The organism is Fictibacillus sp. KU28468, from assembly GCF_026153615.1.
GTDB classification, from domain to species: Bacteria; Bacillota; Bacilli; order Bacillales; family Fictibacillaceae; genus Fictibacillus_C; species Fictibacillus_C marinisediminis.
On the sequence record NZ_CP110666.1, the window covers coordinates 686,189 to 698,719 of the forward strand.

General features: G+C 40.4%; 11 protein-coding genes. 8 read left to right on the forward strand and 3 right to left on the reverse strand.

The window, feature by feature from the left end:
• Positions 1-116 precede the first annotated feature (116 nt).
• A complete protein-coding gene (locus OKX00_RS03460) occupies positions 117-464 on the forward strand; it encodes a hypothetical protein (protein WP_265409431.1) in 348 nt (115 codons plus the stop codon).
• Positions 465-492: 28 nt separating this feature from the next.
• Here the strand turns inward: OKX00_RS03460 and cls are convergent, their stop codons facing one another.
• The gene (gene cls / locus OKX00_RS03465) at positions 493-1,692 is read right to left on the reverse strand and encodes a cardiolipin synthase (RefSeq protein ID WP_265409432.1); all 1,200 of its coding nucleotides are present in this window, start codon (positions 1,690-1,692) and stop codon (positions 493-495) included.
• A gap of 160 nt (positions 1,693-1,852) precedes the next feature.
• Between cls and OKX00_RS03470 the strand changes: the two genes are divergently transcribed.
• Both OKX00_RS03470 and OKX00_RS03475 read left to right on the forward strand, forming a co-directional pair.
• Complete coding sequence (locus OKX00_RS03470; protein ID WP_265409433.1) at positions 1,853-2,353, forward strand: VanZ family protein; 501 nt, start codon at positions 1,853-1,855, stop codon at positions 2,351-2,353.
• A gap of 84 nt (positions 2,354-2,437) precedes the next feature.
• On the forward strand, positions 2,438-2,578 hold the full coding sequence (locus OKX00_RS03475; RefSeq protein ID WP_265409434.1) for a hypothetical protein: 141 nt from the start codon (positions 2,438-2,440) through the stop codon (positions 2,576-2,578).
• Between the two features lie 50 nt (positions 2,579-2,628).
• Here the strand turns inward: OKX00_RS03475 and OKX00_RS03480 are convergent, their stop codons facing one another.
• Entirely contained in the window at positions 2,629-3,063 is a 435-nt protein-coding gene (locus OKX00_RS03480; protein ID WP_265409435.1) for a hypothetical protein, read from the reverse strand.
• Between the two features lie 76 nt (positions 3,064-3,139).
• Entirely contained in the window at positions 3,140-3,850 is a 711-nt protein-coding gene (locus OKX00_RS03485) for a L,D-transpeptidase family protein (RefSeq protein ID WP_265409436.1), read from the reverse strand.
• Positions 3,851-3,926: 76 nt separating this feature from the next.
• Between OKX00_RS03485 and OKX00_RS03490 the strand changes: the two genes are divergently transcribed.
• The 5 genes from OKX00_RS03490 (at position 3,927) to OKX00_RS03510 (ending at position 12,218) form a co-directional block, all read left to right on the forward strand.
• Complete coding sequence (locus tag OKX00_RS03490) at positions 3,927-5,303, forward strand: M14 family metallopeptidase (RefSeq protein WP_265409437.1); 1,377 nt, start codon at positions 3,927-3,929, stop codon at positions 5,301-5,303.
• Between the two features lie 388 nt (positions 5,304-5,691).
• The gene (locus OKX00_RS03495; protein WP_265409438.1) at positions 5,692-7,299 is read left to right on the forward strand and encodes a M14 family metallopeptidase; all 1,608 of its coding nucleotides are present in this window, start codon (positions 5,692-5,694) and stop codon (positions 7,297-7,299) included.
• A gap of 468 nt (positions 7,300-7,767) precedes the next feature.
• A complete protein-coding gene (locus OKX00_RS03500) occupies positions 7,768-11,082 on the forward strand; it encodes a hypothetical protein (protein WP_265409439.1) in 3,315 nt (1,104 codons plus the stop codon).
• A gap of 267 nt (positions 11,083-11,349) precedes the next feature.
• Positions 11,350-11,625, forward strand: a complete 276-nt coding sequence (locus OKX00_RS03505; RefSeq protein ID WP_265409440.1) for a hypothetical protein — start codon at positions 11,350-11,352, stop codon at positions 11,623-11,625.
• 275 nt (positions 11,626-11,900) lie between these two features.
• Positions 11,901-12,218: a hypothetical protein gene (locus tag OKX00_RS03510; RefSeq protein WP_265409441.1), complete on the forward strand. Its 318-nt coding sequence runs from the start codon at positions 11,901-11,903 to the stop codon at positions 12,216-12,218.
• Positions 12,219-12,531: the final 313 nt, after the last annotated feature.

Sequence of the window (12,531 nt, forward strand, 5' to 3'; positions counted from 1 at the left end):
AAACAAAGTTTTTCAAACAAGTAAACTCTGTTCATCCATGCTGTGGTTTATTAGTGGGGTGTGATTGAACCGCCTTCTGAAAAGCAGTAGGGGCTGTCCAAGAAGTCTGTAAGCTGTTGATTTCCGTTCCAGGGTGCTCGCTTTTACCGGCGCGAGCTCCTACTTTCGCGGGGCGTGCGGTGAGCCTTACCGGCGTGAACGCCTACTTTTTGGCGCTAGCGCCTGCGGGAGTCTCACCTGTCACGCTAGTTCCGCAGGACAAGGAAGGCTCCGGCAGCTTTTTATCGCACGAAGAAAATGTGAAGTTCATTTTCGAGGAGTCTCGCACCTTCCACTTCAATCAACTTTTCATTGAAGATTTTCAAGCCAAAAAGGAGCTGCTGAAGGTTAATTTTCGAGTTTCAGGACAGTCCCCTCTGCTTTTCATGCGCTTACCGTATGAAAAAGACGAAGCCAACAAATAAAAACAGACAAAGGAATTCACCGTCTGTCTTATAAGAAGCGGGAGAACAGATTGGCCACTTGTTCTCTTCCTTTTTGAAGGAGCGGTCTCTTCTGGTAGCTTTCATACGTAAGAAGCTCTGAACGCTGGATGTCCTCCTTGATCGTTTCTTTCACCCTATTAATGAAGGAAGCGGTGTAGATGAAACCGTTCATTTCGTCATTTAAATAAAAGCTTCTTTTGTTAAAGTTTCCCGAACCGATGTCACACAGCTGATCATCCACGACAATGACTTTGGAATGGTAAAATCCCTGGTAGAAACGGTAGATCTTGCATCCGTGCGGCAAAAGCAGGCCGTAATAGCGGAAAGCCGCTTCTTTTACGAGAGGATAATCGCCATTGAACGGGACAAGAACCGTTACATCCACTCCTCTTTTTAATGCCCGAACGAGTTCGTCGGTCAATACTTTTCCAGGTATGAAATACGGTGTGCAGATGTAAAGCTCTCTCTTTGCACGCCTTACCATCGCCAGGAAGGTTTCCTGCAGATGAGCTCCGTTCGTACTTTCAAAATGATGCTCGATCCCGCCGGCTTCCGTGACATGCTCCTGAGGCACGTACGTTTGCTTCTCATTTGTCGCGACATTCCAATCCCGGTAAAACTGATTCCTTAAATCATCCACGCTTTTTCCCTGAACCTTCAAGTGATGATCTCTCCAATAGCCGAGCTTCGGGTTGTTTCCGAGATAATCTTCTCCCAGGTTAAACCCGCCGATATAGCCGATCTTCCCGTCGACCACACTGATTTTCCGGTGGTTATGGGTAAGGGAAGTGAAGAGCAGGCAGGGCATGGAAGGTTTGTGGGAAAAAGCGACCTTCACTCCTGCATCCCGGCATCGTTTGATCTCTGCTTTCTTTACATCCTTTGAGCCATAATGATCGAGCAGCAGGCGAACAATAAGGCCTTCTTTGGCTTTCTGCCGCAGGATCCCAAGGAATTCGTTGCAGATTTTGTCGTCACACACGGTATAAAACTGAATCTCCAATGATCCTTTTGCGTTACGAATGTCTTCAAAATAGCTGGTATACAGCTCACTTCCGTCGATAAAAAGAGTGAGCTCACCCGTACGTTTCGGATACCGCTTCACCCCATGCTGGTTCAGGTGCTTCTTGTAACCAAGGTAATAGCTGAGCCATAGTAAAAATACGATAAATATAAGGATGAGTACGATTGTAATGAGGGCAAACATGATATGGGATAACCTCCAAGGTTTCAAAATCTTGACGTATCCTTCACAGTTTTGCTCAATATGCGTGGATTCATTCAATAGATGGCTCTAGAAATATGAGGCTTTCCATAGTATATTGGCTTATATATGTAAGTAAGTCAGGGGAAAGCCAGGTGGATTCATGAAACGCTTCATCTTTTACTGGCTGCCGGTCCTTTTAACAGCCGGAGGTATTTTTTACTCTTCGGCTACACCTTATCAAAAACAGGACATGCGGCCGACGCTATCGCATTATTTGGACCACAAAATGATCGCAAACTTTTTCTCCTCCACTGTGTTTCAGTATGCCGGGGACGAAGTCAGTGTACAGGCGTTAGGACCAGCGGGATTTGTAGAATTTTTGATACGGAAGCTTGCTCACTTCTCTGTTTATCTTTTATTAGCCTTTCTTTTGTTTAGGGTGCTCCGCTTTACTTTTAATAGAGGAAAAACGTTCGTTCTGTCGTTTATCCTGACGGTAGCCTATGCTGCATCTGATGAAATTCATCAGCATTTTACCGCCGGACGTTCACCGCATGTGGAAGATGTTATGATTGATGCAACGGGTGGATTCGTAGGGCTGATCATAGCAGTGCTGATTTACTGGAGACATTTTAGAAGAAGACCCATAGGTAAAATGTAAACGAGGGTTTAATTTCCTGTTCATTTTGGATGGAATGACGATATATAGAGAAAAGACAACGAAAGAAGTACTGGAGGGTCAATCATGCTGATGTTCATCATAGGCTGTTTCGTCGGATCCATTATGACGATCTTCATCATGAGCTTGATGTTTATGTCAAAGCGAGCAGATGAAGCGAGTGAGCGGCAGTATCGGGAAAATGAAAATAAAGATAAAGATACTTAAAACAAGGTGCCAGGCACCGGTAATCCCGGTGCCTGGCACCTTTTCGTCTATTAACCCTGCTGCTGTCGTTTCTTGATCTCCTTCAGTGCGACCAGCTTTAAGGCTTCCATTTCTTTTGGGGAAAGCTTTTCGTTTAACGTGGCTTCAATCTCCCGGCGCTCTTCGGGTGATACGCCATCCAGCGCTTTGTTCTTCATGTCTTTTAAATCTTTCATACCCACTTTTTTAATGACGGTCTTTAGTGCTTCTTCTTTTGTATGAAACGGCAGGTCCTTCTGTTTGGCTAACGCATCAAGATCCCCGCCGTCCTTAACGTAGTGTTCTACTTCAGGGTCGTCCATTAATTTATCCACATCTTTGCTGTCGACAATCTGTGCTGCTACCTGATCCACCAGTTTGTTGGCTCCGAAGTTGACGATTGTATTATAGGCAAAATAACCGATTGTTCCGATAAGCAGTAAAAACACCACAACCCATTTCATCATCGAAAAAGCCCCCGTGTTGTTTTTTTGGTGCCAGGCCCGCGATTATCGGTGCCTGGCACCAAATCTAAACCTTCTATTAATACATATCCTTCATTAGCTCTACGGTTCCTTGAATGAACACTGGCTTCTTGGCTGGATCCATCCATTTAAGCAGCTTGACCACATTATCTTGAGACACTGCCGTACAGCCGGCTGTCGGTTTATCCGACGCTCTCCAAACATGGAAGAATATCGCACTTCCAGCTCCTTTTACAATCGGATGCGTATTGTACTCGATGATCGCTCCGTAATGATAAAGCGGCTCAAGCTTCATGCGTTCAAAGGACTTCCAGCGCTTTTCAGGATCACCTTTGTACACGATCCATTTGTTGTAATCCCTGGATGTCACATCATCGACCCAGTAGTCATACTGATCAGTTTTTGTGTAAGGAAGATCTACTCCGGAAGGTTTCTTAACTGTTCCAAAGCTTCGGCCGATATAAAAGATGCCAGCGGGGGACTTTCCATCACCTTCTTTTTTCTTCGGACTGATGCCGTTTTTCCCGATTACAGCGGGCATGGAGTATTTCTTCACCCATTTGCCTTTTATATACTCATATGCCGTGATTTTGGCCGTGAATTTGTCTGCCTTGTCCGCTGTCACAAATACTGCCTGTTTTGCCTTCTTATCTTTATACACTTTTTTAAGCAAGGCTTTTTGATGAGAAGGCATGGAAACTGCATACGAAGGAGTGAACGAACAGAACGCAAAGATTCCTAAAACTAGTAAACTCAGAAATTTCTTCATTATTCTTTCCTTTCTTTACCGTTTTTCTTTTATTATACAATCTTTGCTATGGCATAAAAGTGTTTAGGAGGTAATTATGAAAAAGAACCTAGTGATTTTCATGCTGGCTATGCTTATTTTCCTATCCGGCATTGCGCCAGAGGCTTCAGCAGCAAGCATGGTGAATCCGATTCAAACGTATACATACACAGAAATGACGAGGGACATAAAAGCTCTTGCCAAAAAATATCCAGATCTGATTCAATACCGTTCACTTGGCAAAAGTTCGTATGGCCGGGAAATCTGGGCCGTTAAACTTGGAAAGGGAGATGCCACTGTTTTCTACAATGCTTCCCACCATGCCAGGGAATGGCTCGGCACCAACATCGTCATGGAAATGATCGACCAATACAGCAGCTCGTATGCCAGCAAGAAAAAGTTTGATGGCTATGATGTTCGAACTCTATTAAATGATGTTTCCATCTGGTTTGTGCCAATGGTAAACCCGGATGGAGTTACATTACAGCAGCAGGGAGTCACTGCTTTTCCGAAATCCGTACAAAGCAAGCTGATCAAAATGAATAAAGGAAGCAGAAACTTTAAGCATTGGAAAGCGAACGGCCAGGGCATTGATCTAAATCGCCAATATCCTGCAGGATGGAACCTCCTCTCCAAGCGCATCAGCGGGCCAGCTTCCCAGAATTACAATGGAAAGAAGCCGCTTGAAACGATTGAAACAAAGCTAATGTATGACTTTACCTATTATGTCGATCCGGAGGCTACCATTTCCTATCATACATCGGGGAGAATTCTCTACTGGCACTATCGTACGAAAAAAGAAAACTACAGCCGCGATTATACGATGGCAAAAGCGATTGGTTCGATGACCGGCTATCGCCTTGTAGCTCCAAGCAATTCGGACAGCGGAGGGGGCTATAAAGACTGGTTTGTGTCATCATTCGGCCGCCCGGGGTTTACACCTGAACTCAGCTATCACGTCGGGGAGACCAATGTGCCGGTTAAGATGATATCCGAAGAATGGCGCCGAAACAAAAAGGTGGGTCTATACGTTGCAAATGAAGGACGAAAGCTGTGGGAAAAGAAAATTAAGAAAGTAAACATGCCGATCACAACCTTTGATTCTATCAATTTGTATGACCGCCCAGGAGCAGTCTATAAAACAAAAGCAGTATTAAAGCCGCGAAAGGTAACGGTGATTGCCGTGAAAGGAAACTATTTCAGGCTGAACACAGCATCGGGTAAAAAGTGGATCCCACAGGATCACTACTTAAAAGGGTCCTATAACCTCATTGACCTTGTAAAAAAACCAAAAGCTCTTCTATTAAAAGAAAAGACACAACTGTACAATCTGCCGTCCATCAGCAAGAAATACGCAAAAACTTTTCCGGCAGGTGAAGTAAAAGCAATTAAAGAAACCGGAAACTGGTACGGCGTACAAAAAAATACGGCTTAAAGTGGATTCCAAAAGGCAAAACAGCGGACTTTAACCCAAAGACCGTTTCTGTGGAAAAAACAACAGAAGCTGACACGGCAGTGTATTTCTTACCATTGGATTCAAGCAACTCAACAGTCACTATCCCTCAAGGAACTGCTATTACCATCACAAAAGAATGGAACAGCTGGCAATACGTAAGTTCCCCAGCATACAAAGGCTGGATTAAAAAATAATTTGAGCGCTTTGGTGCCAGGCACCGCGATTACACAAGTATGTAATTGCAGTGCCTGGCACCTTTATTTGACAAAAAGATACGTAATTATCCTTATGTTCTGAATTATTCCTTTTCTAGTATAATTAGAGAGTTAGGGAAAAAACAAAAACTCCATAAAACAGGGGGAAAAGGATGAAAAAAACATTATTTGCTCTAGTACTGGCTGTTCTTGTCGGCCTGTCTGGCTTCAGCATTACGCCATCCGCTTCGGCAGCCAGCTATGTTAACCCGATTCAGACGTATACATACTCCGAAATGACAACGGATATGAAGCAGCTTGCAAAAGCTTATCCGGATCTTGTTCAATACCGTGCACTCGGCAAAACAAAGTACGGCCGAACCGTCTATGCGATTAAGCTGGGAAAAGGGGATGCCACGGTATTCTACAATGCCTCTCACCACGCACGCGAATGGATCACGACGAACATCGCCATGGAAATGGTGGATGCCTACAGTGATGCTTACAAGAAGAATACAACCTACCAAGGCTACAACGTTCGCAATCTCTTAAATGATGTATCGATCTGGATCGTACCTATGGTTAATCCGGACGGGGTCACCCTTCAGCAATCAGGCTTAAAAGAGTTTCCGAAGTCAGCACATGCTGGCCTCATCAAAATGAACAAAGGGAGCAAAAACTTCAAGCGCTGGAAAGCCAACGCGCAGGGAATTGACCTTAACCGCCAGTATCCAGCCGGCTGGTCTCAGATTCCGCGCAGCGAAGCACCAAAGCCTTCCTATCAAATGTACAAAGGAACAAAACCGCTTGAGGCACCTGAAGTAAAGCTTCTCTATAACTTCACGTCCTATGTTAATCCGGAAGCGACCATTTCTTATCATACATCCGGACGCATCCTTTACTGGCACTATCTAAATAAAAAGGCAAACTATAACCGTGATTACGCGATGGCCAAGGAATTCGCAGCCATGACCAAATATAAGCTCGTTAAAGCGAACAACGACGAAAAGGGTGGAGGCTACAAAGACTGGTTCATCACGCAATATGGCCGTCCAGGCTTAACACCGGAACTGAGCTATCATGTTGGTGAGACCAATCCTCCGGTATCCGTGATCAATGAGGAGTGGAACCGAAACCGTAAAGCAGCTCTTTATGTAGCAAATGAAGGAAAGAAGCTGTGGGAGAAGAAGTTTACAAAAACGAACACAACGATCACAACGTTCGCGCCATTTAACCTGTACGACCGTCCAAGTTCCACTTACAAAACGAATACAAAGCTAAAAGCGCAAAAGCTGACGGCAATCGGTACAAAAGGCGGCTATTTTAGAATCAGCACGAAAGATTACGGCAAAAAGTGGATTTTAAAAGATAACTATGTAACAGGCACCGTCACTGATTTTCATACACAACCAAAGACATTTCTCGTAAAAGAAGCAACACCGCTTTATTATTCTCCGATTGCATCCAAGAAAACAACAAGCAAACTTTATGCAGGTGAAGTTCAAGCCATTAAATCGTATGGCAGCTATTACGCGGTCAAGACAAAGTTCAATTATGACCTCTGGATCAAGAAGGACAGCAATACAGTAGATTTCAATCCGACAGCTGTGAACCAGCAAGTTGAGCTAAAAGCCGATACACCGCTGTATTCCCTGCCGATCGAAGCAAAGAAAACGACAACCACCCTTAAGCCGCAAACGGTGAAAGCTACGAAAAAATGGAGCAACTGGCTCTATGTAGAAGGAACAGAAGGCAAAGGCTGGATACAACAGATTCAATAGTATTAGGACTTAATAAGGACTGCCAATTGGCAGTCCTTATTTCTTTTTTTCGACAAATGAAAAAAAAGAATATTATTTTTTAAGAAAACTATTAATATCTGACAAAAACTGTCGATAATACTTTTGTAGCAAGTAAGGATAAGAAAATAGTCTTGTACTTAATGTACTATTAATATTGTAATTTATGTTAATAGGTAGTAAAAAAATAACATTAAGTTTACAAAAAATACTAGCTTTTTATCGTAATTTGTTATATCATATGAAATGTATTACACAGTTGGAAGATTATTCCTATTTTAATATACTAAATACCTAATAGGTGATCTTGTCCGACAAAGGCTTTTGGTTTTAAAAATTAGTTGGAGCTGGCAATAGGTAGATAGTTACATAGCTTCCTTGTCCGGAAGATTTTGCTCTCTGATTAGTTTTTATAAAATAATTGTGATTTAGGAAGGGGAATTTCAGGTAATGGACAAAAAGAAAGCTCTTAAGATCGCGACAGCAACGACTGTTGCAGCAAGTGCATTCGTTTCTGTAGCACCAGCAACATTCGCTGCTTCTACATCAACGGCAAGCAAGGCAGTAACAAAAGCAGAGGCAGATGCTAAGAAAGTAAAAGATCAATACAATGCAAAGAAACTTGCATTCAAAAAAATCGACACTAAAGCTGCTGTAAGCTCTTATAACAAAGCGGTTGCTGAAGTTAAAAAGCTTAGCAAAGGCAAAACTAAGTCTGCTCTAGAAAGCAAACTTAAAGCAGTTAAAGGCATTCACACTTATGCTGCTAACTACAACAAAGCTCTAGACCTTGGTGCTGCTCTTGCAACAGCTACTAAGAACGTAAACGACGAGCTTAAAAAAGCTTCTTTCGATCTTGCTGGAGCTAAAAAAGATCAAGCTGCTCTTAAAACAGCTACAACTAACTTCTCTAAGCATGTAGTAAAAGGTACTGTATACGGTGAAAGCCCACGTGCACAATTCACTGCTAAATACCTTACTCCAGCTAAAACTGCTGCAACTGCAGTAGACAAAAAAATCAAAGCTGTTGAAGCTGAACTTAGCGATGTTAGAATTGCAACTGCTGATGTAGTAGCTCTTGAGTCTGCTGTAAAAGGCCTTAAAGATGAAGCTACTGTAGCAACTGCTGAAAACCTTCTTACAGCTGCTAAAGCTTCTTTCGCTAAAGTTGACACAGCTTCTGTAAAAACTGATCTTTCTAAAAGAATCTCTGCAGCTGAAAAAACACTTGGCGATTTCAAAACTGAGTGGAACGAAGTAAAAACAGCTACAGCTGACGTTGTAAAACTTGAAGAAGCTGTTAAAGCTCTTAAAGATGACGCTACTGTAAAAGCTGCTGAAGACGCTCTTGCAACTGCAAAAGCTTCTTACACAAAAGTTGACACTGAGTCTGCAAAAGCTGATCTTGGAAAACGCATCGAAGACGCTGGTAAAGCAATCGAAGCTAAAAAAGCTGAACTTGCAGTTCCTAAAGTTGAGTCTGTAAGTGCGATTAACACAAAAACTGTTGAAGTTAAGTTTGATAAAGCACTTACAGCCGATGAGCAGTCTAAAGTTACTTATGAAGTAAAAGTTAATGGAACTGTAGCTCCTTTCAAAGTTGAAAGTGCTGCTGGAACTTCTGTGAAATTGGTTCGTACAAGTGGACTAGTATTAGAAGCGGGCTCATATGAAGTAACCGTTAAAGGTTTAAAAGAAGATCAAGCTAAGACATTTACAGTTGAAGCACAAAAAGCGGCTTCTTTAGCTGTTAAAACAACAAATGTTGTAGATAATGCTAATGCATCTTCTGTTGCTCTTGAATTAAAAGATCAATATGGTGAAGCACTTACTATTAATGAAGCGGACTACAATGTTACTGCTTACAATGTAACTCAGTCTCATGCAATTGAATTAGGTTTTGACAGCACAAACAAAGTATTTACAATTGATTCAGATAATGATGCTGATGATTTTAAAGTGGGCGATGTAGTTAAAGTTTCTTTCCTACACAAAGCTACTGGCTTGTCTACTTCTAAAGAATTAACTGTTGTAGCTGGTTCTCAATTAAGTAGTTTAACTTTTGGTTCTACAGAGCTTCCAACTGGAAAAACTCTTTTAACTGAAGACCTTGAAGGTGTTAAAGTTGCTTACAATGCAGCTGACCAGTATGGAAATTCTCTAACGCTATCAAGTGATAACATTGCAGTTGTATCTTCTGATGAAAATATCATTGCTTCTGATGATGTAACTTTCATTTCTGAAGGAACACCTGCTGTTAAAAAGGTGAGAATTAGTGGATTTGGTGGATACGGTAAGGTAACATTATCATTCGTTAATAAAGTTACAGGTGATGTGTATCGTTTACCTTTAGAAGTAAAACAACAAGCTGGTGTTATTAGCAAAGTATCTCTTGATCAGTCTTCTTTAGAAGTTGCGCAAGGTGGTTCTGGAGCAGTTGCTATGAATGTAACTGACAATTATGGAACTGCAATCGAAGCTAAAAACTATGTTAATGCTCCTGCATTCACAATTTCTTCTACGAACAACTCTGTAGCAACTGCACAAATTGAAAATGATGCTAATGAAGACAACTATGGTAAGTTAGTTGTTAGTACTCATGGTACAAAAGGTCAAAAAGCTGTAATTACTGTAACTGTTAACTCGACTGGTGAAACATTTAAACTAAATGTTACAATTGGTGAGCCAGCTGTAGCTTCTTCAATCAGAGTACATGCTGATAGCGAACATTCTACTTCTCTTGCAGTTGGGGCTGCTACTACAGTTGATTTTGAAGTGTTAGATCAATATGCAAATGCAGTTGGAAATGCAGATGACTACAAAGTAGTATATTCTGTTAAGGATGCAAATGAAGCAATTACTCTTACTGGTGCTGACGAGGATGGAGTAGTTGAAGATGCTTCAGAAGCAGCTACATCAGTAGAAGTTAACGCAGCTAAAGCAGGAACTGCTACTTTGGTTGCTAAGTTGGTTAAAGGAGATAGCGAAGTTATCGCTACTAAAGAAGTTTCATTTAATGTTGTAGCGAATGCTAGCGATAAATTAACTTACTCAATCGCTGATATCCCAACTTTATACAAAGCTGGTTCTGGAGACGATGCTGTCATTGATCCATCCGATATCAGTGCTGGTTATGCGAAAGAAGTTAAGCTTACTGCTAAAGATGCTACTGGAAATACAGTTTCTATCCCAGCTAACAAAATCGTTGATGTAACCACTACTTCTGACAAAGTTGTTATTGAAAATGTAGCTGGAAAATACTATGTAGCTGGTAACGCAACTCTAAGTGAAAATGCAACTGCTACGATTTCTGTAATCTACAATGCAGAAGATGGAGTGAAAACTCTAACTAAACAAGTAACAGTTTCTTCACAAGCCCTTACTGCATCAAAAATCCATGTTCTTGATAAAGTTTACACAGATTCTACTGCTAAAGAATTGTCAACAATCAATGTAGCTGATTTTACAGCATTGGATGCTAAAGAAGCTTACATTTATGTAGAAGATCAATTCGGTGGATTTGTAGTTCCAGGACTTGATGATCCAGCTAATACTTATGATGATATTAAACTAACAATTTCAAACAAAATGGATTATACTGATACATCTGGGGACGATGTAGTAACAGTTGCTGGTGGTAAATTAGATTTTGCTAACTTTACTGGCAATTCAATTGCTGCAACCAAATCAGCTGGTACATTCCGTGTAATTGCTACATCTAAATCAGGTGCTTCTACATTCTTGAATGTAAAAGTAGGTAACTAATTAAGTTAGTAAGTACGAAGCTCTGAAGATAATGGTCTTCAGAGCTTTTTTAGAAACATGCGTATGCTTGTGCTGAATTTAGGATTTCTACAATCTTTTTTTGGCACCCCTTTCCTAGAAAAACCACGGAGACATTAGGTCTTTGTGGTTTTTTCTATATAGAAAAGTAGGTACACAGCTCACCAAGTTATACAGACAGTACAGGGCTATATTCAAAACCACAGATCAGATGTTTCCAATTTATAACCTCTGTTCTAAGGAGTTAATATGGTAAACACTGATGGTATGATTACTGTTAAAGTTGAATTGCCTACAGCACAAAAAGTTAATACTGGTCTATCTGATCTCAGTGATATTGACTTTGCTGTTGGTGCATTCACTAATGAATTCGGAGTTACTAACTCAGCAATCAATATTTATGATTTGACAAAAGTTTCAGTTAAAATTAATACTGAAATTTCTACAGTTGCATTAGCTGATAATGATGCAAACGGAAAACTTGATCGTGCAATTTTAACCCTAACTGAAGTTGCATTTTATTAAAAGGAAATCATTCCCTTTTGAAGAATTATGTAAGCGGAAGGGGAGAAGGGTGTGAAAGATTTTATTTCTGATTTTGGTCCTACTTTTGGGATCATGGGGGCTTTATTTTTTTAAAAAACTGAATTTATTAATGCTCAGTACAATCTTGAAAATATGAAATTAAAAGATAACACCAAGTTAATTATTACTAAAGAATATGAGGAATACTCAAGCTTCTTAAAGGGTCTGGGCCTTGTTAATAATAGTGAATTTACTAAAAATACCTGGTTTGGCTTTTGGAAAATAAAAAACGTGGGCCGGGATTAGTTTTAAATTCAACTGCGGAATTGCATATGAGTTCAGATATAAGGAGTTGGGAACTCAAAGCCGATCTTCTTATCATGGAGACTAATGAAACAATATTTATTCCTACAGATTTCAAGGAAGCTCTTGCGGAAACGTTTACAGTAGACAGGGTTATAATTGATTATAAAACTCAACAAAATGAAAATCTTAGATATACCTTTAATATTGAGAAAAAGGGTAATGATGAAAAAAGAACCTTGATATCGGGAGTTTATTCATATAAAATCCTGTTTTTAAGAAATATTTAAACATGCATTGTTCAACAACCGGTAGATTGGATTGGTTATATCTAAAAAACAAAAAGAACTAACAAAACTGATGATTTAAAATATGTTGTTAAACAGGACTTTTTAGGAAGAGATTATAATGAAGATATTTGGACAAAACACAGCTTTGACTTTAGATATAATGAGATTTGTGAAGAATATTACTCGACTTCATTTTTTTGGCGCTTTGATAATATCTATTAGTATCCGGATTTCTGGCTAGTACATAAAAGTGATTGACAGTATTTTTGTTATTTATCCTTTAATAAAACATAATTGATACTGTTTTTTATAA

Bases quoted from the DNA above. Each gene is read 5' to 3' on its own strand.
- cls (WP_265409432.1), bottom strand. From the start codon at position 1,692: ATGTTTGCCCTCATTACAATCGTACTCATCCTTATATTTATCGTATTT.
- OKX00_RS03495 (WP_265409438.1), top strand. From the start codon at position 5,692: ATGAAAAAAACATTATTTGCTCTAGTACTGGCTGTTCTTGTCGGCCTG.
- OKX00_RS03480 (WP_265409435.1), bottom strand. From the start codon at position 3,063: ATGATGAAATGGGTTGTGGTGTTTTTACTGCTTATCGGAACAATCGGT.
- OKX00_RS03470 (WP_265409433.1), top strand. From the start codon at position 1,853: ATGAAACGCTTCATCTTTTACTGGCTGCCGGTCCTTTTAACAGCCGGA.
- OKX00_RS03500 (WP_265409439.1), top strand. From the start codon at position 7,768: ATGGACAAAAAGAAAGCTCTTAAGATCGCGACAGCAACGACTGTTGCA.
- OKX00_RS03490 (WP_265409437.1), top strand. From the start codon at position 3,927: ATGAAAAAGAACCTAGTGATTTTCATGCTGGCTATGCTTATTTTCCTA.
- OKX00_RS03505 (WP_265409440.1), top strand. From the start codon at position 11,350: ATGGTAAACACTGATGGTATGATTACTGTTAAAGTTGAATTGCCTACA.
- OKX00_RS03475 (WP_265409434.1), top strand. From the start codon at position 2,438: ATGCTGATGTTCATCATAGGCTGTTTCGTCGGATCCATTATGACGATC.
- OKX00_RS03485 (WP_265409436.1), bottom strand. From the start codon at position 3,850: ATGAAGAAATTTCTGAGTTTACTAGTTTTAGGAATCTTTGCGTTCTGT.